Raw genomic sequence first — 23,369 nt, 5'->3', positions numbered from 1 at the left:
TATTCACCTATTTAATATTAATCACCTTATTTTTACTTTTAAATTGTATAAATTCATTCTCTCTTTTATTGACAAATAATGTATTAGCAGGGATAACTCCTTTTACAACACTTCCTGCAGCAATGACAACATTATCTCCAATGTGGGTATCCTTTAATATCACTACATTTGATCCAACCCAGACATTTTCTCCAATCGTTACCTCACCTCTCACAAGGTGATCCTCAGAAGAATTCTTATAATTGTGATCATGGTCATTTATACAAACATTTGGTGCAATTTTTGTGTTTTTTCCAATCGTTATTCGTTTTACGCAATTTATATTACAATTATCATTTATGAAAACATTATCGGCTATATTCAGTTCTCCGTTAAAATCGATACGAATGCTCGCATTTTTTCTAACAAAAACAAATTTTCCGATATTGATTCTTGCTTTTTTATTAAAAATCTCTATACAACTGTTCGCCTGGAGTGAAAAAATGGATGACTTAATATTCTTAAAATAAATAAGTTTAAAGAAAAAACCTCTTAAGACTCCGATCAAATGGGATAAATTCATTATAATTGTTAAATAAACTCCTCTTTTATTACATTCCGTAGCTAGTACTATAACTATCTTTTTAACCATACCCATAATCAATATTTCTCCTTATGGATTTTATTTTATCGATTTATTTTTCTTAACCTAGCGATATTGTTTCCGCCTATTATTTTTGATAAAAGTAATTTTAATTGGCCTTTAAATTTAGCTTTAGGAGGAAGCCAACTTTTATAAAAATGATGTAGCGTATAGGTGTTTTGGGAAAGAAATTTTCGACAATTGATATAATCATATGGTGAAAAATATGTCTGAGGGTAAAAAACACCCATATCAGTGATTTCTTGATATTGTCCATTTAGTTTAAGTCCAAAATCCTTTAGTATTTCACTTATCATTGCTACATTTGTTAAATCATTATATGTCCCATCCTCTTGAATGAACTTTTTATCCTTATAAGAATCTAAGAATAGCTTAATTAACCTATTTCCTTTTTCAGCCCCAATAGTGCTGGTAGCAATATAGTTTTCTTGTTCAAACCCCCAAAAAGAAGTATGATGCAGCAATTTGTCAAATGATTTAAAAACCTCTACATCCGTATCTAGATAAATACCACCAAAGTTATAGAGTGCAAACACTCGGACATAATCACTGACAAATGCAAACTTTCTTGATTCATACGCTTCTTTCACATATGAATTTGCTGCTATATCAAAGTTTGTTTCATTCCATTCAACAATTCTGTAATCTGATAAGTTCCTTTTCCAAGTCTCAATACATCTCTTTACTAAGTCTGGTTTCTCTTTGCCTCCAAACCAACAGTAATGAATGATTCTTGGAATCTTGTTAGTTTTATTTTTCATCTCAGATTCCTCAGTCAACTTTATTTTTTCCTTGCAAGTTTTGATTCTGCCATTTGATAAATTGAATCAATGTTTTATAATCTTGGAATTGTTCCTTTTCAATCCCAGATTCCTTTAGTTCATTTGCTAAATCAATTAATTCTTTATCAGGCATTTGTTCTTCAAAAATTTGTTCATATTTTAATAGTACGTCTAAGTCAACATCTAACACACTTGAAATCTTTATTATTACCTGAATCGATGGATTTTTATTTATATTTCTCTCAATATTACTTAAGTATGACTTAGAGATACCTGCCTTCTCTGCGAGACCAGATAAGGTATATCCCCTCATCTTACGAATTTCATAAATTTTAGCCCCAATCATCAACACATACCCCGTTTTTAGTTCTAATATTTTCAAAAAATTAGATACTTTTCTTTATCCTCTTTCCTACCATTTGCTTAATACAATTAATAACTCTCAATTGGTCTTCCACCGTCATATTCGACCCCGATGGTAAACAAATACCATGTTCAAATAAATGTTCAGAAACACTCTTATTTTCACTATGAGGATAGTAACGAAGCCCTTGGAAGAGTGGCTGCAAGTGAAGTGGTTTCCATACTGGACGTGCCTCGATATTTTCTTTAGCTAAGACATTTAACAATTCCTTGACTGAAACACCTGTTTCCTCTTCATTAATGGTAAGGGCAGTTAGCCAACGATTTGATCGTGTATTGGCTAATTCGGGCATAAACGAAATACCAGGTAATTGAGCTAATTCTTGAAAGTACCAATTAAAGATTGCCCTTCTCGCTTCCACCCTTTCATCTAATACTTCTAATTGTGCTCTTCCAATTCCAGCCAGAACATTACTCATCCGATAATTAAATCCAATTTTACTATGCTGATAATGTGGCGCTGGGTCCCTTGCTTGAGTAGCCAAAAATCTAGCTTTTCTTAAGGCCTCAATTTCATTGGAAATGAGCATGCCCCCACCAGAAGTGGTGATAATCTTGTTCCCATTAAAGGAATAGATACCAAACTTTCCAAAGGTTCCACTTGCTTTACCCTTGTATGTAGAGCCGAGAGATTCCGCTGCGTCTTCGATAATCGGAACCTGATAATGATTACAAATGGTTAGAATTTCTTCTATCTTTGCACTTTGGCCATACAAATTAACCACAATAACTGCTTTTGGCAGTTTACCTTCATTAGAAGCTTCTATAAATGCTCTTTCTAATGCTTCTGGTGACATATTCCATGTATCAGGCTCAGAATCGATAAAAACTGGCTCTGCCTCTTGATAAATAATTGGGTTAGCACTAGCAACAAAAGTAAGACTCGAACAAAAAACCCTATCACCTTTTTTTACGTCTAATAAAGAAAGAGCCAAGTGAATCGCTGCAGTTCCCGAATTAACTGCTGCCGCTTCCTTGACTTCTACATAATGGGCAATCTCTCTTTCAAAAGCATCTACATTGGGTCCTAATGGAGCAATCCAATTTGTTGCAAATGCTTCATTAATATAGTTGATTTCATTTCCACTCATATGTGGTGATGAAAGGAAAATCCTTTTTTTATAAGTTGTATTTAGCAATGTATTCACCCTCTTCCTTATTTAATCTGTTAACCCTAGCAGGAACACCCACAGCAGTACATTTGGAAGGAAGATGATTTATTACAGTTGCTCCCGCTCCAATATTAGACCATTCACCGATCTTAATGTTAGGAATAACCGTTGCTCCTGCTCCTATGAAAGAACCCTCCCCCAAATAAACAGTCCCAGCTAATGTAGCATTAGGGCCCACATGAACATAGTGCCCAACTAAACAATCATGCTCAATCACTGATCCCGTATTGATAATGGAATGGATTCCAATTTTCGTATCGGCATTTATAACTGAGTGAGGCATAACAACAGTACCATTTCCTATCCTTGAAGTTGGACTAATTACTGCAGATTTATGACATACGGTAGCATAATACTCAATAGGAATGCTAAGTCTTTGAACAATTAATTTCCGGACTTTATTATCGCCAATAGCAATCACAAATTTTATGTCTTTAAAGTATTCAATCAACTTTTTAGCTGCTTTTATCGGACCACAAAATGCATCTTCTATTAATCTTACTTCTTCGTATTTATCATCTAAAAACCCGACAATTTCATTTTCTTCATCCGATAAAATCATATCGCATATCACCTTACTGTGACCTCCGCGACCTATTACAGCAATTTTCATCCATGACCCCCTCCAACAGAAGATTTAGATCCAGTAAAACTTTCAACTGTGGCGTTACCAGGCTGATTTATCCCTTCTGATTTCATGACTTTGAAAACAGTAAGAAATAAGATTTTAAGATCAAGGAACAAAGAATGTTTTTCGACGTACCAAACATCCAATTTAAACTTTTCTTCCCATGTAATCGCATTCCGTCCATTTACTTGTGCCCATCCAGTTATACCTGGTCTAACGTTATGGCGCATAGCTTGTTCCTTTGTATATAGTGGAAGATATTCCATTAGTAACGGTCTAGGTCCAACCAAACTAAGATCACCTTTTATCACATTCACTAATTGCGGATATTCATCTAAGCTATACTTTCTAAGAAACCTGCCGAAGGAAGTCAACCTAATATTATCTGGCAACAAATGACCATTTGGATCTCTTTCATCCGTCATTGTACGAAACTTATAAAGATAAAAAGGCTTTTCATATAACCCTGGCCGTTGTTGTTTAAATATGATGGGGACTCCTAATTTAATCCTGACCAATAATGCGATAATGATAAAAATAGGGAAAAGACCTATAAACAATACCAATGAAAAAGAGCAATCAAACAAACGCTTCATTACCAGCCATCCCCTGAAAATATTCATATTACTTATTCATTAAAACTTGCTTTTTAATATCCTCTATTAATTCTTTTGCATTAATCTTTTCATTCTCTTGGCCTTTCAAATAGGCACTGAATAAAATTTCCTGAAATTTTTGAAGGGTTAAATTTGCAGAGACTTTCATAATCTGATCCTCACCTAACTTTGTTTATTACTATATAAAAAGTCCCCACTATTTACTAAGTGAGGACTTTCAAACATATTTAATTCTGTATCATATCCATTTGGATTCTTTTCTTGCCATCTCCATGAATCCTTACACATATCTTCAATATCCCTAACAGCTACCCAATTCAATTCTTGCTCAGCCTTTAACGGATTAGCATAACAAACTGCTGCATCCCCAGGCCTGGCTTCAACTATTTTATAGGGAACCCTTCTTCCGGACGCCTTTTCAAAAGCAGATACCATTTCCAATACACTGTACCCTATTCCTGTACCAAGGTTATACGCTTCTATTCCTGTAAAGTTCGAAACCTTTTCGAGTGCTTTCAAGTGCCCTTCTGCTAAATCCACCACATGAATATAGTCTCGTACACCCGTTCCGTCATTGGTTGGATATTGATTTCCAAAAATATTAAGCTGCTCCAGCTTTCCTACAGCCACTTGTGTTATGTATGGCATAAGATTATTAGGAATACCATTTGGATCCTCACCTATGAGACCACTTTTGTGAGCACCAATTGGATTAAAATATCGAAGAAGTGCAATTCTCCAGCTATTATCAGAATGATAAAGATCTTGTAAAATCTCCTCGATCATTAGTTTTGTTCTTCCATAAGGATTTAAAGCTCCTAAAGAAAAATCCTCTGAAATCGGAAATTGTTTTGGGATTCCATAAACAGTTGCCGAAGAACTAAAAACTAATTTTTTGACATTATTTTTTTTCATCGCCTCACAGAGGACAAGTGTTCCTGTTATATTATTATGATAATATCTTAGAGGAAGATAGACAGATTCTCCTACTGCTTTTAGACCCGCAAAATGAATTACTGCATCAATTTCATTTTCTAAAAAGACCTTATTCACTTTTTTCTCATCCAGCAAATCAATATTATAAAATTTAAACGATTTGCCTGTAATCTCAGCTATTCGTTGGATTGCTTCGGGCTTGCTATTAATAAAATTATCCAATACTACAATCTCATAACCGGCATTTAAGAGTTCTACACACGTGTGACTGCCAATGTAGCCGGCGCCTCCAGTAATTAAAATTGACATTTAAATTTTACACCTCCGAAACTCTAAATATTTTCACTTACCATCTAATATTTGAATAGATAATTAAAATTACAAACTAATATAATTACTCTTATATATGATATTAAGGGATATAACTTGCTCATAGTAAAAGTATAAAAGATAACACCCTAAAAGCAGAAAATATATAATTTTTCTATCCCGTTTAGAGAATAATTTTACCATCCAAGAAATTAATATTAGATCGTATAACCCAAAATAAATGTCAAATCTTGCAAATATCCAATTTTTTGTTGATATGACCATAAAGACAAATCCTATTAATGATAAATTTACAATAATATCACTTTTCGGCCATAGTTCTCTAAGTTTTTCCTTTCCAAAGAATGCAATAATCAGAGGTACACTCGTGACAGCCACTCTTAAGATATTTGCACCTCCCTCGGAAAAGTTACTATAGTGTCCGTATTGTGTGTTATCAAGAGCATCAAATAAAAGTGATGAAAATTGACCAAATGCTCCTGCTATTAATACGGCTAAAAATAAGAGTATAAAGGAAACTTTAGTCCAGGCTTCCCTCCTGACAATAAAATATATGGGAATAAAAACCAAAGCTGTTTGATGGATTGTGGACGCTAATAGAACGATTAAAATAAAACTTTTCCAATTTCCATTTAATATAAATTTCGTTGCAGAAAATACAATTGCAGCAGCAAGAAATTGTCTTATTCCATTCATTGATGTAGTGTACATTCCAGAAGCAATATAAACAAATAAGCTTAATTCAAGCATTCTAGAATATTTGTATAATACTATTACTATCAAAAAATTAGTAAGCAGTGCTACAGTGAAAATTAATATTTGTGGGTCCTTCGAAACCTTCTGTAAAATTCCTTGTAGGAGATTAAATCCAAAGTCTCCTTTAAATATAGTACTTGATGAATTAAAATTCGTAATCTTGTAGCTATACATATAAAAATATGTATCACCAATGTTGTTCCGAAGACCTGAAATAATTATTAATGAAACAATTGACAAAAATATTAGTAATTTATTTGGCTTAACAAATGGAATATTTATTGCTTGAAATTTAGAAAAATATCTTGCAAAAAACGTTGAAAAGTAAACAATTATTAGGTTAATCCATAGAGGAGCCATGAATTAATATCCTTTCACTTTAATTACTTTTTAAAACTGTTGTCTTACTTGTTTTTTGAATATAAAAATAAAGCGCTGCACCAAAAGGAGTTGCTAAAAAGGTAAGTAGCTTACATGGAGACTCAGCCAGAAATTTAAAATTTTTAATCATCAAATTACTTGAAACATAATGAATACATTCTCTAAACCTTGTCTTAAAGGTAGGCGCAAATTTCATTGCAGTTTTTCTAAAAAAAGAGAACCCGTTTGGGTTTCTTTTATATTGATTAATTATATTCATGCTAGATCCATCAACTAAGTACTCCACATGACAAACAATCTCATTCAACAAGAGCAATGGGTACTCTTGGTCAATAAGGATATATTTATAACTAAGAGGACAATACTTCTCGCCTTGGAAAATAGGATAGGGGGGAACTTTCTTAGTTAATTCTGTTCGGTAAACCAATTTTTTATCACCTTTAACATTATGCTTTCCATGTAAATCGGTAAGTTTTGATGCCTTTACTCCACTTGGCAATATTGTTCCAATAATCTCCCCGTTTTTTGTAGCGTCTAACCCAACAATACCAGCAAAATCTCTGCTTCCCTGTTTTCTCCAAAACGAAACGATTTTTTCTACTGCGTCATCTGGCATATAATCATCTGAATCAATACAAACATTAAGTTCAGTCTTTATTAATTCATATGCTTTATTATGGGCACCGTGCATTCCCTGATTTTCTTGATAAACGTATGTTATTGGTATTACCCCTTCGATTAACCATTGGTTTACTAATTCCTTTGTATTATCAGTAGATCCATCATCAATGACTAACCATTCAAAATCACCACAAGTTTGCTTTTTTAGGCTTTCATAACACAAATGAAGAGTATAAGCACGGTTAAATGTAGGCGTAAATACTGTTAAAGTCGGCTTCATGCTTGATCCCTCCATTATTTAAAACTGTTAATAAGCTATTTAACACTAATCGATCTGGTCTGACATATTGGTGATAATAGTTAAAGTTATTTACCATCATTTGATACCTATAATCGTCGTTAGCTTTTAATTGATAAATCCGTTCAATACATTCTTCCGGTGTCTTGAAAATCAGATAATTTTGTTCATTTTTTATGTTTCCAGGTAATTCATAGTGTAGTTCTTCCGTAACAATTGCTTTACTTGAAGCTATATATTCAGCAAATTTCCAGCCAATTGATTCATGTAATCCCATTGTCGCAATGCAAATGGAGGAATCTTTTACTTTGCTTATGTAATTGTTTCTCTTAGTAATCTCTTTATCATGAATAACGACATCAGGGTAACTTCTATTAGAATATGGGGATGGTGAAATACCACCAAAAAAACTCTCCCCAAATTCTTTTCTGCAAAGTCTCATACATCTAACTCGTAACTCGTTAATATAAGATCGTTCCTCTTTTTTTGCTAATGGTATACTCATTCCTTTATCACCCTCAATATCCCATAGTCTTGCCATAAAAAGGATTTTAGGGTCAGTAACTCGTTTTGGGATATCCTCAAATGAATCAATATAATATTGCCCATTAAAATATTGTGTAAATGGAACCATTCGTATTAACTTTTTTAGTTTCTCTTTACTAGGATCATTCGGGGTAGGATAATGAGAAATATTCCTTGGTACAGTGACCATATAATTCAGTCCAAGGGGAAAAATTTTATTACTTTCTTTTAATTTACTATTATATTTATGGCTAAAACTTCTTTTAAAACAAAAATCCACATTTTCTAATAGTTTTCCCATAAACTCAATGTAATCCTGACTTTTGGATAATAGATTATCATATCCATCATTCACATCGTACAAAATTCGGATATTATCATTAATAATAACTTCCATCATGTTGTAAGGTAATCTATTCTTATCATTCTTCCCTAATTTTTCTAACCTTAGATCGATAATTCCAGATCTTTGAAGAGAAAGAAATCCACTAGTAATTTGGTAAAGATGAAGAGGAATCTCCCCCATCCTAATGCAACATGAAATTTTTGACATTTCTTTAAACCCCTTATTGTTTTTCCAATTACTTTTTTAAAAGAATTTTCATTATAAAGAAAGGCTAGAATAATATTCCTGAAGCCATGAAGAAGATTTTCTTATGTCATATCCTTTATTTTTTATATTTGAGGATATGTCTTTAAATTGTTCTTCACGTTTTTTTATGAGAAGAATTTTTTTCGCCCATACGTCAGGGCTATTTTTAATATTTTCATAGCTGATTAAGTTTACATCTAAATCAACCTCTTTAGAAATAACATTAGAAATAACACAGGGCAAACCTGCACCCTGAGCTTCAATTAGTGTAACTGGTAACCCTTCATGCAGGGATGGGAACACAAAAGCATCAAACCCTTGAAGCAAACGATGTATATCACTACGGACACCGACAAATTTCACTTTGTCTACTAAGTTACGATCCCTAACCTGTTTCTCAATTTCCATCCTTAGAGGCCCCTCACCGACTAATACTAAAACAGAATCATTGTTAATTTGGTTAAATTCATTAAAAATCTCTAAAAGAAACGAATGATTTTTTTGTTGATAAAATCTCCCTACATGACCTATAACAAATTTATTATTAAGATTAAGTTCTTCTCTTATTTCATCTCTTACTGCAGAAGAGAAAGCAAATTTTTCACTTTCGATCCCGTTTTTTACAATTCTTGCTGACTGAGATTTACCTTTAAATAACCAGGTAGCAGCTTCGGTAGAACATGCCAGAAAATTTGTAGCACTAGTTAAGATGTTTTTACCTATATACCATTTATAAAACCTTGCAGCCAATCCACCCTCACTGCTAGTATTATGACTGTGTGAAATTCGATTTGGAATGCCTGCCCTTTTGGCTGAGCGAAGAACCAAACCAGTCATCTTATCCATGTGTGAATGCACAATTTTATAATGATTGGTAGTAAAAAATTTATCAAGTTCTTTAATATATTTGAAATGTCCAACATCCGAAATGTAAGGAATTCTATGGACTTTACCACCCATTTTTAATATTTCAGCATCAAATACACCCTCTTTACATGTCAAAAAGTCAAATTGAACTTTAGATTTATCTATATTCCGATACAGATTCATAATCAAGGTTTCTGCACCGCCCCGGTTCATATTGACAACAACATGTAATATCCTTAATGGACTGCCCACATTACATCCTCCATTTCATCCATATACAATCTGTAAATATCGCTTTTTTCTTCAAGGATTTTATTGATACTATACCTTGTAAGGATCAGGTTACGTCCTTGTAATCCAAGTTCATGTTTTAAATTCTTATTTCCTGCTAGAAGCTTTATCTTATTAGAAAATTCCACAGAATTATTCCTACTAATAAAACCGTTTTTGTTATTTTCAATAAGTTCTTTATGCCCTCTATTTTCATTCGCGATCACAGGCAATCCGCAAGCCATCGCTTCCATAATATTTACTGGAAGTCCCTCGCGTAAACTTGACCCAACTGCTACGTCACTCATTTTTAAAAGCTCCTCAATATCATCCCGATACCCTAGAAAGTCAACCATCCCATCAACACCTAACGTTTGGGCAAGTTCTTGACATTCCTTTAATAAAGGACCATTTCCTGCGAGTAACAGCCTCATATTCGGCACCTCATTTTTAACTATGGCTAAGGATTCAATAAGCAGCTTTTGGTTTTTATTCTTGTTAAATTCGGCCGCATAAAACATTAAAAAATCACTTGCTTTATAACCATGTGATTTTCTAACAATATCCTTTTGATCTATTTCTATTGGTTTAAACTTTTCCGTATTAACCCCAACACCATGTACATGCTTGATTGATTCAGCCTTAAACCGATGTTTTTGTGCCAGATTAAAATCCTCTTGATTAATCGTAATCAAACAATCTGTAAACCTGGAAAGAAACTTTTCAATTGGATAATAGAGAATCCAGTTAGGTAAAGGAGCACCTTTACAAAAGTGAAAACCATGGGCTGTATAAATGACTTTCGTCCCATTCTTTCTTGCTATTCTTGCAGCTAACCGAGTGAGTACTCCACCCATAGGTGTGTGGCAATGAATGATCTTATACTGATGTTTATTTATAATTTCTTTAAGCTCTTTGTAAGCTGCTAAATTCAATTTGTTCAAAGGAGATCGTTGAATGGGAATAGTAAATTTTTTGTCTACATACGGAAGCTTTAAATCTCCACTTGCAGCAACATGAACTTCCCACCCCTTCTCCTTAAACCACTTCAAATATGGAAGGTGAAAGGCTTTGAAATGGTAATCCACTGTGGCACAAAAAAGCACCTTTTTATGCATATTTATCATCCACCTATTATCTTTTTATAGGGCTTTTTCTTTAATGAGCTCTTTTTCCAGAACAGATGATAAATATTCTAATAACTGATTTCTTAACTCTTCACGTTGTAATGCAAATTCAATACTGGTTTGAATAAAGCCCATTTTTTCACCGACATCATATCGAACCCCTTCGAAGTCAAAGGCGTAGACAGCTTCGTAAAGATTTAAATTAGATATGGCGTCAGTAAGTTGAATTTCACCGCCTGCTCCCGGTCCTTGCTTACTTAATATTTCGAAAATTTTAGGGCTTAAAATGTATCGTCCAAGAATCGCAAGATTAGAGGGTGCATCTTCTTGTTTTGGTTTTTCTATTAAACTGTTAACACTATAAAAACGTTCGTTAATAAAATTACCGTCAACAATCCCATACCTCGATACTTCACTTTCTGCAACTGATTGCACACCAAGGATAGAAGCATTGTATCTTTCATATTGATCCATCAGTTGCCTTAAACAAGGTTTATCTGCCTGAACAATATCATCTCCCAGTAATACGGCGAATGGTTCATCCCCAATAAACTTTCGTGCACACCAAATGGCATGGCCTAATCCTTTCGGCTCCTTTTGGCGAATATAATGGATGTCCACCATCTTCGATGACTTTTGAACCTCATCTAATAAAGCAAACTTCCCTTTTTCATAGAGGTTTTGTTCCAGTTCAAAAGAGTTGTCAAAGTGATCTTCAATCGCTCTTTTGCCTTTACCGGTAACGATTATAATATCTTCAATTCCTGATTCTACCGCTTCTTCAACAATATATTGAATCGTTGGTTTATCGACAATGGGTAACATTTCTTTTGGCATTGCTTTCGTTGCAGGAAGAAACCTTGTACCAAGTCCTGCTGCCGGTATGATTGCTTTTCTGACTTTCATTTCATGCACTCCTTTAAATTGAGGCTGACAAAATAGGATGAGGCATCACTTTTTTATTAGCTAGCTTTAGAAGCCTCTCTCTAATTTCCTCTTTCTCTAAAACTAAATAAGTTGTTATTATTTCTTCAATTTCCTCCAAAAAAAGTTCAGATGTCTTTCCAATATAAATTTTCGGATAGATTTGCTGCTCCTGAACTTCATCTTCTTTAAGTAATTCTTCAAATAGCTTTTCCCCGGGTCGCATGCCTGTGAATTCGATCCCTATTTCATCAATGGAATTTCCTGAAAGTTTGATTAAATTTTTTGCCAAATCAACAATTTTAACAGGATCGCCCATATCTAATACGAAGATTTCACCACCCTTGGCAAGTGCCCCGGCTTGAAGAACAAGTCTTGATGCCTCAGGAATGGTCATAAAGTAACGAACCATTTCAGGATGAGTAACGGTGACGGGTCCGCCTTTTTCAATCTGTCTTTTAAATAAGGGGATAACACTCCCTCTGCTTCCTAATACATTCCCAAAACGTACGGCAACAAATTTTGTATCACTTATTTTATCCATGTTTTGGATGATCATTTCCGCAAGCCTTTTCGTTGCTCCCATTACACTTGTTGGATTTACGGCTTTATCAGTTGAAATCATCACAAATGTCTTTACTCCATTCCAACTTGCTGCCTTTGCAGCATTCATCGTACCAATCAAGTTATTTTTAACGGCTTCTTCAGGGTTACCCTCCATTAGTGGAACATGCTTATGAGCCGCTGCGTGATAAACAGTATCCGGTTGATATGTACTCATAACAATCATCATTTTCTTTTCATCCTGTAAATCAGCAATCACTGGAACAAACTCAATTTCTGAATTTTTATATGTCTCTTTTAATTCCATCTCAATCGAATAAATACTATTTTCACCATGTCCCACTAAAACAAGCTTTTTCGGATTAAAATTTGAAATTTGCCTGCAAATTTCCGATCCAATCGATCCACCGGCACCGGTTACCAAAACGACTTTATCCTTGATATAGCTTGATATACTTTCGATATCTAATTCAACTGGGTCTCTTCCCAATAAATCCTCCACTTGAACGTCCCGAAACTGTTTAACAGATACCTTTCCAGTCATAAGATCCTCGAGCATCGGAAGAATCTGCGTTTTTACACGCGTCTTTATACATTCTTGAAATATCGTATTTAACGCTTTTTTACTTAATGATGGGATGGCGATAACAATGTTATCTATGTCCAGCTCATTGACGATTCCTTCGATATCTTCAATTCCCCCAAGTACAGGAATTCCTAAAATATCAAGACCATGTTTTTTTTCATCATCATCAATAAATCCAACCGGCAATAGGTCAGCTTCATTATTTTTCTTTAACTGTCTTGCTACCATCATCCCGGCTGATCCTGCACCAATGATGAGTGTTCTATTTTTGTTTTCAGATTTAAACAGATAGGAATCGCGCACCATTCTCCAACAAAAACGGGAGCCACCAATAAATGACATATTGACTAGCCAGGTTACGATAAGTAATCGAATGTAAGTTTTTTGAAGGAATAATTGTTGAGTAATAGCTGAAATTAAAATTGAAAATGTAATAGCCTTTAAAATAATTAATAATTCCCCAACACTGGCATATTCCCATGCCTTTTTGTAAAGCTTGTATTTTAATGTAAAAAAATGGTGACTCAACAAAAGAACAAGAGAACTTAAAACGATTGGAAAGGTAATTACATTTAAAGTACCGTTTACTAAAAAACAGCTTATGAAAAAGGCCGTAAGTACAATACATGAATCAATAATGATAAATAATGATAGCCTTTGGCGATACGTCATACTTTCCCTCCTTTAAGAAAGCTTTATCATACATCTACTAATCTACTTTAAGACTTCTTAATTTGATTGCACTTTCAATTAATTGCCTAATTTCTTCGAGCTGTTCCTTCGTCGCATCCTGTTTAATGTATCTAACAGCCTTTTTGATTGATTTGGGGTAATGATCAAAATTTTTCATTCTTTCATCTCCTTAAAAAGGTTAATTATTTGAACTTCGTAAAGAACAAATAATTAACCTTTTTAATTAAGTCGGGCATTTAACCCGCCCTCACATCACACTCTCGACGACTAGCGTCTAAGGTCTTTGACCCACAGCATGACCGAGTGCCTCCATTTATAATGGAAAGGAGACATTACCAGAAATTCATAAACACGTTAAAAAATACAAATAAGTTCTAAATAAAGAACGGTTAAGTTAAAAAAAATCTGTATTTCTTTTATTGATTCAAAACTACTCCCACAAGTCTTGCCTTAGCAAAATCTAATACTTTTTTAGCTTCTGTTGCTTTTTCGAACTTTGTTTTGCCGGTTTGCATGACCAATACTACACCGTCACATTGTTGAACCAAAAGTTTGGTATCTGTTACATCAAGTATCGCATTGGAATCTATTAATATCACGTCATATGATTGTAAAGCATTTTTAAGCAATTCCTGCATCATACTCGATCCTAGTAATTCAACTGGATTATGAGAGATTAGTCCACTTAACAATATATCTAACCTACCAATTTCCGTAGGATAAATAGCTTCCTCGAAAGATGTTTTACCTGTAAGAACATCTGTCAACCCATTAGAATTGGGAATTTTAAAAAACGAATGTACTGCAGGTTTTCTTAAATTTGCATCGATTAACAGGACTTTTTCTTTTTGCTGTGCAATTGAAACTGCTAGGTTTGCCGCAGTTGTCGATTTTCCTTCACCTTCACCTGGTGATGTGATTAAGAAAGTTTGGCTTTTTTGCTTAGTAATCGAAAATTTAATATTTGTTTGGATAGTCCGAAATTGCTCCGAAATGATCGACTCTGGATTAGAATAGGTAATTAATGTTCTTCTTTTTGAAGCAACTAAGGTTTTTTGTCTATTTAAAACCAATTGTCTCACCCCTTAACTCTAAATCATTTTGCTTGTTTTTCTTCTTTTTGATATTTTTATTGTTCATTTTAGAGACTCTTCCTAATACAGGCACCCCTAGTAATGATTCTATTTCACGGTCTGAGCGAATCGTATCATCCAAGGAATCTAATAAAAATGCTAATCCAACTCCAATAACTAAACCGAAAATAAAGTAATACATAATTTTTTTATTACTATTATTATGATTAATAGGTGATGGATTTACTTTGGCTTGAGATAATAGGCGTACATAATTTTGGCCAACTATGTTTGGTACTTCATCCTTAAACACTTGGGCTGTCGTATCCGCAATTTCGGCAGCTAGCAATGGATTGGTATCCACAACGCTTATACTTACTACTTGCGAATTATCAACACTTGCAACGGTTATCTGATTAGCCAAAGCATCAGATGACTTTTTAAGATTTAACTCTTTTACTACTTTGTCTAGGATTGTTGAATCTTTAATGATAACTTGAAGTGTAGTCCTTGATTGATCATCAGCACCTATAATGATCCTGGAAGAAGCTTGATAAAGTAGAGCAGGCTTGGAATTACTTTGAATAAAACCCACGATACTTGCAAGTAGGGTAACAATTAGGATCGCCCAAAAGTGTCTTTTCATAACAGTGAATAACTCTTTTAAATTAATTTCCTTTGCTTTCCTTTGGTCTCCATTGTTCATTTGATCGAAGCTATTCATTAAACCACCTTTTAAATAAGACTTTTAATAACTCTTTTGTTCTAGATAAAGAACATATTGATTAAAAAAACTTAGTTTCTCTCTAACTTGCTTATTCTAGGAAATTACATCGTAAAACCATAATTGATCTTTATATCCATAATATTAGTTCTTTATATAGAACATGTCAATTAAAAATAGATTAAAACTCATAGAAAAAAGGCGGCATACTAATAATTAAACACTAACTCCCATTTGCTTTCTTAGCAAACTACTAAACACTCCTTTTTTTTCATTAGCAAGTTGGCTAAATTGGCCTTGTTGGATGATCTCACCTTGGTCTAATACAATTACTTGGTCAGCATTTCTAATTGTGGATAACCGATGGGCAATAACTATAACTGTCATTGTTCCTTTGAGTTTTTCAATAGCTTCTTGAATTTTTGACTCATTTTCTGTATCTAATGCACTAGTTGCCTCATCTAAAACAAGAATTGATGGTTTGCGTAAAATGGCCCGAGCAAGAACAAGCCTTTGTCGTTCCCCGCCCGAAAGCTTAATACCCCTATCACCAATGAGAGTATCCAAGCCATTAGGAAATTTCCTTACAAAATCTGTGGCAACAGCGAATTTTAATGCTTCCCAAATTTCCTCTTCGCTCGCAAATTGATTAATAATTAGTAAATTCTCTCTTATTGTTGCATTAAATAAAAAAGGATCCTGGGGTACGTAACTAATCGATCTCCTTAATTCAAGCAAATTTTCATTAGTTAAAGTATTCCCATCAATTAAAACCTGACCCGTTTCAGGTTGATTGAGTCCCATTAGTATATCAATCAGTGTACTTTTCCCCGCTCCAGATCGACCAACAATTGCTGTCATTCGATTAGCTGGAACTTGTAAATTTATATTAAGAAGTGCATATTCAGGTTCATCAAGATTATATCGGAAATTAACGTTTCGACATTCCAGACCACGCCTGATATGGATTGGTTTTACATTATGAATTTCTCTTTCATCTAATTCCTTGGCCCGATTACATTGGTTTTGCAAATCTATCAACGCTTTAAATGCGGGAGCAATAGAACCTAATTGTTCTAAATTTGCTTGAGTACCACTAAATCGTGGCCATAATCTTGAAAAAATCATAATTATTAAGATTAACTGTGCAGGCTGTGCTTGGAACATTTTTATTGATAAATACATAAAGATTGCTATTAGAAAAGCAGAAACTACCTTATATGTAAACTGTGAGATTGTATTCACTTTAACTAATTTAATTGTATTTTGTTCCATTCTTTGGATAATAACTCTAAACCAATTTACATGTGATTCCTCGAGCATATTACTTTTTATGTCCTTAATTCCATTAAAATGGTCTGTAATCCCTGCTAAAAACATTTGGGAAAGTTCTATAGTTTCTTTACCTAGAGTATTAGATTTTTTTACAAATTTACGCAAAAAAAAGATAATTGCTATTCCAAAAAACAGGACAAAAATAGTCATTTTGGCGGACAACCAAAAGGCTATTCCTAACTGGATTAATGTAAATACTAGTGAGGTTAAGAACTGTAAAAACATATATGTTCCTGCACTTACACGTGTTATTTCTGTAGTCATTAAATTTATCAGGTCTGACTTCCTTTTGTTAAGAAAAAACGCCCAATTTGCTTCTAATAATGACTTATAGGTTTCTTCTCTTAAATGTCGTATAAAACCTTGTTGAATTTTAACATTTAAGATTGTTTGTCTCCTTTGAAAATAACTCTGACCACATATTAGTATGATATATAAACCTAAGATGATCGACAAACTCAAAGTTTTAGGAAAGCTATGAAAAAATGAAGACATCAAAGATAGGACCGAATTATATTTTTGGTTGACATCTAATATCCCACTAAGATTTATTAATGGAATTAATAATAATATACCTACACCTTCAAATAGACTTATCAAAACCATACCTATAAGATTTAAGTAGAGAATTTTTCCAGAAAAGGAGTGTATTTGTTTTGTAAAATAAAAAACATGTTTCATTTCCAAAATCCTCCTAAGATACTGCATGTTTTTTTGATTTCCTCCAGACCCATAAAAAGGGACGTAAAATAAAATATAAAAAGTGAAGTTTTTTAGGTAATGGTAGTGTCTCGGCATCAGAGGGATAAGGATGTAAACAACTTAAACCAAATAAAAGCTTTTGCTGAGTAGACATAAGAGAAAATAAATGATGCTTGTGATACATTGCTACATCCTTAGGAACTGGAGGTGAGTGTAGATTCACCATATTTTCAAAATAAAAAACGGCCTCTTGCGCTAACCTTAATGGCCTTTTTCTAATATTTAATAATTCTGTTTCTTTGGAAATAGGTGTATTTAATAATTGTGAAGATAAGATTAATGCCTGATCAGCAATATGTAGATAGTTATATTTCTTCAATAATTTATTAAGAGCTATCCAATCAAGTCCTTTTTTCACAATTTTATCAATATCAATTAACCAACGTAGTCGTGACCATCCGTGGCGCGCACCATGAGAAACAAGAAATAAAAATAAGTCTTCTTCCCCTAAAAAAAACAATGATTTCTTGCTTATACTTTTTCTTTTCCACAGTTCATTAAATTTAGGCTCTTTCCCAGGACCAGGATTTAACCTCCAATGAATTTCAACTTTGATACCCTTTTGAGAATGGTAGTACTCTTTATGATGGTTTCTCCATTTCCAGTCACCTAAAATTGATTTAAAAAGGTCTTCCTGCACATAGCCAAACTTTAATAGTATCTCATCCACTTTTTCTAGATCATTTATTGGAACAAGGATATCTATGTCACTGGAAGGACGGAGTGATAGATCACCGTAAAGTTCAGCTGCTAAAATAGGTCCTTTTAAAAAAATAGTGCAAATATCATTTTCTTTAAATGCTTTATCCACTATCTCCATTTCTGCACCCAATTGAAGCATTCTAAAAGTATTAATTTTATACTGCTGATATAATACTTCGACAATATTCGAAGGAATCAAGTTCCCATCCATCTTCATTATGGTAGAATACAATAGTGGATACACTCGATGATGCATTGCTAATTCCTGAAATAGTCCCCAATCAATATCAGCGGACAATTCTCTGATATTTTCAATATTTTTCGCGTTTAAAATTTCAAGTATTAGCTTAAGTTCTTTAGGAACCTGAGCTAAATTGAGACTTAAGTTGTTATCCATTATTTTCTCCCTTAATATTTTCAGCCCTAATTCTTTTTGCGAATTTACCAACAACGGTAAACCTATTCATCTCTTCGAATCCCGTAATATAGTAAGGGCCACTGCGTAACCATGCATGAGCAATTATTTTTCCAGTCACATCTTTTGCAGTACCAAAGTAAATAGTACTTTCGATTTTTCGTCTTTCCAACATTTTCATTGCAGCAATGGCTTTTACAAGACACATGCTTTCCCAAAAAGTATAACGGCTCATAATATTTATTGCTTTAGATACATGCTTAATTAACTTTATATTTGATTCATCCGTAATATAAGATGTTTCAGACATTTGCTCACCTAAAGAAGTTGCCACCTTTGAAAATGACATACTTTTAAAAACTCGAGCCCAAGCTAGAAGTATAAAAGCCTCTATTAATATGAACTTTGTTTCCAAGTCAAAAAACAAAAAAAGGATTATTCTTTTCAACACATTCATTTAATACTCCCTACTTATATTAAATATTGCTTTCTAGATTATAAGTTTACATTTATTTCAATTATTTCTTCCTCCAATAAAAGTTTCAAAAAGGAAATAACTTGTTCCTCACATTCTGACTGCTCGACATTATAATTTGATATTAAAGTTGTAATCAATTGATTAACCTCTACCTTTTCTTCAATTAGGTCCCAAATAACTCCACCAGTTTTGCCTAAATTATAATATTTTCCATTTTTAACACTTAACATTACCTTTTCCCCACCCATATCACTAACAAGGTGTCCCTTTACCTGTGAAATGGATTGATCTAATGAAATATTTCCTTTAGTAATCATCATTTAATCTCCTTTTTTTATTGTATTTAATATTATGGATACTAGGTGAGAAGCACTAAAACCCTTCATTGGACGTTTCAATTGGTGAATTTCCACGTGTTTAAGGATATTAGCTGAAAAACTAAAATGCCAGTCCATTAACCCTAATCTTTCAATAAAAAAATTTCTGTAGGTATGCATAAAGAGAGTATGGAACCTATTAAGATTTTCTATAGGACAGATGTCTATCTCTTTTTCCTCAGTTTTCACTAGTTCAAAAATCCCAGCAAGAGGTAATGGTTCAGTGATGTATTGGGAGGAAACTGGAATACAATATTTGTTTTCTCTGCCATAAATCGATTGGTAATTGCTAGCTTCCATTCCAAAACTATTTAAACTATCCTGCCATAACTTTTGCTGAGGATAAGATGGGGCAACAATTGGAGTTTTATCAATTTGTGAAAAGGAAACGGCTATTACATCATCACTTAAAAGTTTATAACCATTACTTAAGAATGCAGATGCAAGGGTGGATTTCCCAGCACCAGAGTCACCTACAATAGCAAATGCCTTACCATTAATGGCTATTGCACTACCATGTAAAGGGAATATCTTTTTCTGCATCAATACAGCACCCATACAAGTTCCAAGAATAAATATTCTAATTATATCCTCATCCGCATCATTCAAAGGTGAAACGGTAATATCTTTTCCATCTTGAATAGAAAATATTGCGACACTAGGAATTTGGAAAATTACTAAATTTTCATTAATTACGAAATCAAATTCCTTACCTGATAATTCATTCCATATTTCCGATAGATCACCAAATTTTATTTCTATATCTGTTATATTCCCCTCATTACTAATTATTGGTAATTCAGGCAGAGTAATTTCACTATAAATGGATAAGCCAAAAGCCTGATATTTCACCTTTTCCTTAACTTTTAACATTCTTTTCACTCCGTTACTATCCCGACTATGATAAAAGCCCTTATATCATTTATTCATAATATAAGGGCATTTGAAATTTGTTCTTTTTAAAAAAATGTACTGCTACCTTCGTGACTTCAAATGTATAAAAAGCCCGTGTATTGATAATTGAATAAAATAAATGATTTAACTCATAACCAAGCCAATACCTTTACCTGGGTTATTTGGATCAGGTACTGTTTGAGGTGGATGCTGGGCGTCATAAGAACCATCAACATGAGTACCAGAAAATTGAGCCATTGTCATTTTTACATCCAGCATTTCCAATGTTGGTTTCTGCCATTCCTTTTTCATAGTATCACCTCCTTTCAAAATTTTTTTTAATATAACGATATACAATTAAACTTCGCATTAGCTTTCTATATTCTGGATCAGTAATATGCTCTCTTTGAGCTCCTTGCTCGGCTTTGAGTAAAGCAGATCCTATTACTTGACCATCCACAAACTCTAACATTGTTTTATCTTCACTAAGTTGCTTAATTTCTTCTATAAAGCGGTCCCAATAAGGAGTCATCCGATGAACCCAATCAGCAGCTTGAATCCCTCGAATTCGTTGATTTAACCTAACTTGGTCAGGTAAAATTTTTTTAGTAGATCTCCGAATAAGGGCTCGATCTAATCCATTTTGTACACATTGTTCTTCTGGAACAGACAAGCAAAACTGGACAACTCGTATATCGTTAGTTGGATCACGTTTCCATAATGAATATCGTAAGGAAAGCTTAGAATCCAGTGTATTCCCTGAATTCCAAGGTAAAAGATCCTCAAATGTAACCCTTCTTTGCTCATATAAGTTTGATGTTGCAAGCCATCCTGACCCATCTAATCCATGATCTTTTAGTTTTTGAAAAACACCTGTTCGATGTGCAAAAGTTGGATTAATTAATGTATTGTATTTTTGTGGTGTCCTAATCGAAAATACTTTATCAATAATTGGAAATCCTATTCTTGTAATAAAAGGGAGATTTCGGTACCTATCTCCACCAGTATTTCTACTATATTGATTCAATTCCTGCAATAGACGCAACCATTTCAACCTCTTTAATAGGATCGCGTAATAGTCTAAGGCAAAACCCCAAGATATCGTAAAATTTCCTTTATCTCCATTCAGTAATACCCCTATTCCTTTTTCGTGGGCTTTCTCAAATACTCCCTTTAACCAAAAGGAATTCTCAAAAAATTTATAAGGCATTTCCATCACTTCAAGAGTATCATTAATTTCCAAATAAGAATTCCTACCCTTAAAATCGCAGAAATTAGGAGAGATTCCACCCACGAACTGAATGGTTTTATTAATAAATGGCCTTTCATCAGGCATTAATTGTTTAGATGTAAAATCCACAAAATCACTTGGTGGGATATAACTAAATGTATGTAATAACTTATTTTCCTTTTTCAATTCTTTTGCAGCAAAACCAACAACAGCTCCTGAATCTAAACCCCCACTTAAAAATGAACCAATATTACGATAAGTTCTTAGCCGAGAGTTTACTGATTTTTGAAAAACCTCTTGAAATGCCTCAACATACTCTTCATCTGATTTTAGTTTTAATTGCTCACTAGGAGTAAAAACACCATATTTAGTTAACTTTATTTTATCTTTAATAATAGTAATTGAATGAAATGGTGGTATTTGATCTATATTGCAATAAGGCGTCATACGAGCATCTACAGTATCAATCATTCCCGTAATTGCCAAAAACTCAGCAATATAGTTTTCATTTAATTTCCTTTCAATATACGGCAGGGACAATAACGGTTGGATAGTTGTACAAAATGCTAGTTTGGATTGATTATAATAATAATAAAGTGTTCGATATCCCGAAGGGTCCCTGGCTCCAAAAAATTGTTGTTTTTTCTCATCCCAAATCATAAAAGCAAAATCGCCAACTAAATACTTCGGTGCATCCTCTCCCCATTTATCATAGGAAAGAAGAATAAGTTCACTATCTGTTATTGTTTTTCTATCAGATTTTTTGACCTGCAGTCTTTCAAACAATTCCTCACGATTATCAATAATCGCATCAGCCGTAATGGCTAACTTCCTATCATGATCATAGTTAGGCAACTTTTCACCAATCGATTCAGGTGTGATCCACTGGGCATGGCAGCCAAGAAAGACTTTGTCACTATGCCATATTTGAACATCATCAGCCGGATACTTCTCCAAATCTTTCATCATCCGCCTGCCATGTTCTAGATTAATAGGTTCATCGTTCAAATGATAAATACCAGCAATAGCACTCATCTTTTCCTCCTGCCAAGCATGAAATAAACTGTATGTAGTTTAAATAATTTATATGTAGTATTAAAATATAGAACGTTACCAGCTTGTAGTTCTTTAAACAGAACACGCAATCCATAGTTAATCGATAAGGGTTCATTCACAATGATTCTCCCTTATTACCAACTATTATTTCATTGTTATAAAACCATGTAAATCTATGTTTCTTGCTTTTTATGACAATGTTCATTTGGATTCTACATGACAATTTACTGTTCAATATAGTTCATTATTAAGAACACCTTGTAGATTAAAAATATCATCTCTTAATATTAGTGTCAACATCTTTCTTGGAAATTAACTTTAAATTTTTTCATAATTTTCTAATCTTGAATCAGCCATTGAGAAAAATAAAAAACCAATTGACACCCCCGCGAAATTGTAGTAAATTTTATAAATAATCTAAATATTGCTTTCTTATCAAGAGAGGTTGAGGGAATGGCCCGAAGACACCTCAGCAACCTTCAATGGTTTTTTCATTGAAAAGGTGCTAAGTCCTGCAAATTCTAGGTAATTTGCGAGATAAGAAGAATGACTGAACGGTCCGAACAGACAAAGTCTTCTTCTTATAA

25 protein-coding genes and 1 riboswitch are annotated in these 23,369 nt (G+C 33.5%); all 25 genes read right to left on the bottom strand.

The window, feature by feature from the left end:
- Positions 1-7: 7 nt before the first annotated feature.
- The 25 genes from AC3ANV_RS04900 to AC3ANV_RS04780 all read right to left on the bottom strand — a co-directional run bounded on the left by AC3ANV_RS04900 (position 8) and on the right by AC3ANV_RS04780 (position 22,761).
- Positions 8-637, bottom strand: a complete 630-nt coding sequence (locus AC3ANV_RS04900) for an acyltransferase (RefSeq protein WP_488312547.1) — start codon at positions 635-637, stop codon at positions 8-10.
- A gap of 29 nt (positions 638-666) precedes the next feature.
- Positions 667-1,404 (bottom strand): glycosyltransferase family 32 protein, encoded by a 738-nt coding sequence (locus AC3ANV_RS04895; protein ID WP_488314141.1) that lies wholly within the window; start codon positions 1,402-1,404, stop codon positions 667-669.
- Between the two features lie 10 nt (positions 1,405-1,414).
- Positions 1,415-1,771, bottom strand: coding sequence for a helix-turn-helix domain-containing protein (locus tag AC3ANV_RS04890; RefSeq protein WP_488312546.1), 357 nt, complete (start codon positions 1,769-1,771; stop codon positions 1,415-1,417).
- A gap of 40 nt (positions 1,772-1,811) precedes the next feature.
- Positions 1,812-2,939 (bottom strand): DegT/DnrJ/EryC1/StrS family aminotransferase, encoded by a 1,128-nt coding sequence (locus AC3ANV_RS04885; protein ID WP_488314140.1) that lies wholly within the window; start codon positions 2,937-2,939, stop codon positions 1,812-1,814.
- 28 nt (positions 2,940-2,967) lie between these two features.
- Complete coding sequence (locus AC3ANV_RS04880; RefSeq protein ID WP_488312545.1) at positions 2,968-3,633, bottom strand: acetyltransferase; 666 nt, start codon at positions 3,631-3,633, stop codon at positions 2,968-2,970.
- Positions 3,630-4,244, bottom strand: a complete 615-nt coding sequence (locus AC3ANV_RS04875) for a sugar transferase (RefSeq protein WP_488312544.1) — start codon at positions 4,242-4,244, stop codon at positions 3,630-3,632. Before AC3ANV_RS04875 ends, AC3ANV_RS04880 begins: the two co-directional genes overlap by 4 nt.
- Positions 4,245-4,272: 28 nt before the next feature.
- Entirely contained in the window at positions 4,273-4,413 is a 141-nt protein-coding gene (locus AC3ANV_RS04870) for a YwzD family small protein (protein WP_488312543.1), read from the bottom strand.
- Positions 4,414-4,427: 14 nt separating this feature from the next.
- A complete protein-coding gene (gene galE / locus AC3ANV_RS04865) occupies positions 4,428-5,510 on the bottom strand; it encodes a UDP-glucose 4-epimerase GalE (RefSeq protein WP_488312542.1) in 1,083 nt (360 codons plus the stop codon).
- 69 nt (positions 5,511-5,579) lie between these two features.
- Positions 5,580-6,647: an EpsG family protein gene (locus AC3ANV_RS04860; protein ID WP_488312541.1), complete on the bottom strand. Its 1,068-nt coding sequence runs from the start codon at positions 6,645-6,647 to the stop codon at positions 5,580-5,582.
- A gap of 19 nt (positions 6,648-6,666) precedes the next feature.
- On the bottom strand, positions 6,667-7,569 hold the full coding sequence (locus AC3ANV_RS04855; protein ID WP_488312540.1) for a glycosyltransferase family A protein: 903 nt from the start codon (positions 7,567-7,569) through the stop codon (positions 6,667-6,669).
- Positions 7,532-8,665 (bottom strand): glycosyltransferase family 1 protein, encoded by a 1,134-nt coding sequence (locus AC3ANV_RS04850; RefSeq protein ID WP_488312539.1) that lies wholly within the window; start codon positions 8,663-8,665, stop codon positions 7,532-7,534. Before AC3ANV_RS04850 ends, AC3ANV_RS04855 begins: the two co-directional genes overlap by 38 nt.
- A gap of 51 nt (positions 8,666-8,716) precedes the next feature.
- Positions 8,717-9,823 carry a glycosyltransferase family 1 protein gene (locus AC3ANV_RS04845; RefSeq protein WP_488312538.1) on the bottom strand — a complete coding sequence of 369 codons (1,107 nt, stop codon included), beginning with the start codon at positions 9,821-9,823 and terminating at the stop codon, positions 8,717-8,719.
- Complete coding sequence (locus AC3ANV_RS04840) at positions 9,808-10,959, bottom strand: glycosyltransferase family 4 protein (protein WP_488312537.1); 1,152 nt, start codon at positions 10,957-10,959, stop codon at positions 9,808-9,810. Before AC3ANV_RS04840 ends, AC3ANV_RS04845 begins: the two co-directional genes overlap by 16 nt.
- A gap of 24 nt (positions 10,960-10,983) precedes the next feature.
- On the bottom strand, positions 10,984-11,874 hold the full coding sequence (gene galU / locus AC3ANV_RS04835; RefSeq protein ID WP_488312536.1) for a UTP--glucose-1-phosphate uridylyltransferase GalU: 891 nt from the start codon (positions 11,872-11,874) through the stop codon (positions 10,984-10,986).
- A 13-nt stretch (positions 11,875-11,887) separates the two neighbouring features.
- Entirely contained in the window at positions 11,888-13,714 is a 1,827-nt protein-coding gene (locus tag AC3ANV_RS04830) for a polysaccharide biosynthesis protein (RefSeq protein ID WP_488312535.1), read from the bottom strand.
- A gap of 37 nt (positions 13,715-13,751) precedes the next feature.
- Positions 13,752-13,892: a hypothetical protein gene (locus tag AC3ANV_RS04825; protein ID WP_488312534.1), complete on the bottom strand. Its 141-nt coding sequence runs from the start codon at positions 13,890-13,892 to the stop codon at positions 13,752-13,754.
- A gap of 259 nt (positions 13,893-14,151) precedes the next feature.
- Positions 14,152-14,808, bottom strand: coding sequence for a CpsD/CapB family tyrosine-protein kinase (locus AC3ANV_RS04820; RefSeq protein WP_488312533.1), 657 nt, complete (start codon positions 14,806-14,808; stop codon positions 14,152-14,154).
- Positions 14,795-15,532 carry a YveK family protein gene (locus AC3ANV_RS04815; RefSeq protein ID WP_488312532.1) on the bottom strand — a complete coding sequence of 246 codons (738 nt, stop codon included), beginning with the start codon at positions 15,530-15,532 and terminating at the stop codon, positions 14,795-14,797. Before AC3ANV_RS04815 ends, AC3ANV_RS04820 begins: the two co-directional genes overlap by 14 nt.
- A gap of 216 nt (positions 15,533-15,748) precedes the next feature.
- Entirely contained in the window at positions 15,749-17,548 is a 1,800-nt protein-coding gene (locus AC3ANV_RS04810) for an ABC transporter ATP-binding protein (RefSeq protein WP_488312531.1), read from the bottom strand.
- Positions 17,549-17,561: 13 nt separating this feature from the next.
- On the bottom strand, positions 17,562-18,728 hold the full coding sequence (locus AC3ANV_RS04805) for a nucleotidyltransferase domain-containing protein (protein ID WP_488312530.1): 1,167 nt from the start codon (positions 18,726-18,728) through the stop codon (positions 17,562-17,564).
- Positions 18,721-19,203 (bottom strand): lasso peptide biosynthesis B2 protein, encoded by a 483-nt coding sequence (locus AC3ANV_RS04800; RefSeq protein ID WP_488312529.1) that lies wholly within the window; start codon positions 19,201-19,203, stop codon positions 18,721-18,723. Before AC3ANV_RS04800 ends, AC3ANV_RS04805 begins: the two co-directional genes overlap by 8 nt.
- 38 nt (positions 19,204-19,241) lie before the next feature.
- Complete coding sequence (locus AC3ANV_RS04795) at positions 19,242-19,544, bottom strand: lasso peptide biosynthesis PqqD family chaperone (RefSeq protein ID WP_488312528.1); 303 nt, start codon at positions 19,542-19,544, stop codon at positions 19,242-19,244.
- Positions 19,545-20,474, bottom strand: a complete 930-nt coding sequence (locus AC3ANV_RS04790; protein ID WP_488312527.1) for an aldolase — start codon at positions 20,472-20,474, stop codon at positions 19,545-19,547.
- A gap of 165 nt (positions 20,475-20,639) precedes the next feature.
- Complete coding sequence (locus AC3ANV_RS04785) at positions 20,640-20,807, bottom strand: paeninodin family lasso peptide (RefSeq protein WP_488312526.1); 168 nt, start codon at positions 20,805-20,807, stop codon at positions 20,640-20,642.
- A gap of 4 nt (positions 20,808-20,811) precedes the next feature.
- Positions 20,812-22,761, bottom strand: a complete 1,950-nt coding sequence (locus tag AC3ANV_RS04780; RefSeq protein ID WP_488312525.1) for a lasso peptide isopeptide bond-forming cyclase — start codon at positions 22,759-22,761, stop codon at positions 20,812-20,814.
- A gap of 450 nt (positions 22,762-23,211) precedes the next feature.
- A riboswitch (SAM riboswitch) is annotated at positions 23,212-23,326 on the top strand.
- The last annotated feature ends 43 nt before the right edge of the window (positions 23,327-23,369 follow it).

It is taken from the genome of Neobacillus sp. DFD-2R, from assembly GCF_057747865.1.
Note: the sequence above shows the minus strand (reverse complement) of the source record. Positions and strands in the feature narration are given on the sequence as shown.

What these genes read in the sequence shown, in the direction of transcription:
- AC3ANV_RS04825 (WP_488312534.1), bottom strand. Translation starts at nt 13,892, where the DNA reads ATGAAAAATTTTGATCATTACCCCAAATCAATCAAAAAGGCTGTTAGA.
- AC3ANV_RS04850 (WP_488312539.1), bottom strand. Translation starts at nt 8,665, where the DNA reads ATGTCAAAAATTTCATGTTGCATTAGGATGGGGGAGATTCCTCTTCAT.
- AC3ANV_RS04900 (WP_488312547.1), bottom strand. Translation starts at nt 637, where the DNA reads ATGGGTATGGTTAAAAAGATAGTTATAGTACTAGCTACGGAATGTAAT.
- AC3ANV_RS04805 (WP_488312530.1), bottom strand. Translation starts at nt 18,728, where the DNA reads ATGGATAACAACTTAAGTCTCAATTTAGCTCAGGTTCCTAAAGAACTT.
- AC3ANV_RS04800 (WP_488312529.1), bottom strand. Translation starts at nt 19,203, where the DNA reads ATGAATGTGTTGAAAAGAATAATCCTTTTTTTGTTTTTTGACTTGGAA.
- AC3ANV_RS04840 (WP_488312537.1), bottom strand. Translation starts at nt 10,959, where the DNA reads ATGCATAAAAAGGTGCTTTTTTGTGCCACAGTGGATTACCATTTCAAA.
- AC3ANV_RS04785 (WP_488312526.1), bottom strand. Translation starts at nt 20,807, where the DNA reads ATGAAAAAGGAATGGCAGAAACCAACATTGGAAATGCTGGATGTAAAA.
- AC3ANV_RS04890 (WP_488312546.1), bottom strand. Translation starts at nt 1,771, where the DNA reads ATGATTGGGGCTAAAATTTATGAAATTCGTAAGATGAGGGGATATACC.
- AC3ANV_RS04810 (WP_488312531.1), bottom strand. Translation starts at nt 17,548, where the DNA reads ATGAAACATGTTTTTTATTTTACAAAACAAATACACTCCTTTTCTGGA.
- AC3ANV_RS04790 (WP_488312527.1), bottom strand. Translation starts at nt 20,474, where the DNA reads ATGTTAAAAGTTAAGGAAAAGGTGAAATATCAGGCTTTTGGCTTATCC.
- AC3ANV_RS04830 (WP_488312535.1), bottom strand. Translation starts at nt 13,714, where the DNA reads ATGACGTATCGCCAAAGGCTATCATTATTTATCATTATTGATTCATGT.
- galU (WP_488312536.1), bottom strand. Translation starts at nt 11,874, where the DNA reads ATGAAAGTCAGAAAAGCAATCATACCGGCAGCAGGACTTGGTACAAGG.
- AC3ANV_RS04880 (WP_488312545.1), bottom strand. Translation starts at nt 3,633, where the DNA reads ATGAAAATTGCTGTAATAGGTCGCGGAGGTCACAGTAAGGTGATATGC.
- AC3ANV_RS04875 (WP_488312544.1), bottom strand. Translation starts at nt 4,244, where the DNA reads ATGAAGCGTTTGTTTGATTGCTCTTTTTCATTGGTATTGTTTATAGGT.
- AC3ANV_RS04885 (WP_488314140.1), bottom strand. Translation starts at nt 2,939, where the DNA reads ATGAGTGGAAATGAAATCAACTATATTAATGAAGCATTTGCAACAAAT.
- AC3ANV_RS04815 (WP_488312532.1), bottom strand. Translation starts at nt 15,532, where the DNA reads ATGAATAGCTTCGATCAAATGAACAATGGAGACCAAAGGAAAGCAAAG.
- galE (WP_488312542.1), bottom strand. Translation starts at nt 5,510, where the DNA reads ATGTCAATTTTAATTACTGGAGGCGCCGGCTACATTGGCAGTCACACG.
- AC3ANV_RS04780 (WP_488312525.1), bottom strand. Translation starts at nt 22,761, where the DNA reads ATGAGTGCTATTGCTGGTATTTATCATTTGAACGATGAACCTATTAAT.
- AC3ANV_RS04860 (WP_488312541.1), bottom strand. Translation starts at nt 6,647, where the DNA reads ATGGCTCCTCTATGGATTAACCTAATAATTGTTTACTTTTCAACGTTT.
- AC3ANV_RS04895 (WP_488314141.1), bottom strand. Translation starts at nt 1,404, where the DNA reads ATGAAAAATAAAACTAACAAGATTCCAAGAATCATTCATTACTGTTGG.
- AC3ANV_RS04870 (WP_488312543.1), bottom strand. Translation starts at nt 4,413, where the DNA reads ATGAAAGTCTCTGCAAATTTAACCCTTCAAAAATTTCAGGAAATTTTA.
- AC3ANV_RS04795 (WP_488312528.1), bottom strand. Translation starts at nt 19,544, where the DNA reads ATGATGATTACTAAAGGAAATATTTCATTAGATCAATCCATTTCACAG.
- AC3ANV_RS04855 (WP_488312540.1), bottom strand. Translation starts at nt 7,569, where the DNA reads ATGAAGCCGACTTTAACAGTATTTACGCCTACATTTAACCGTGCTTAT.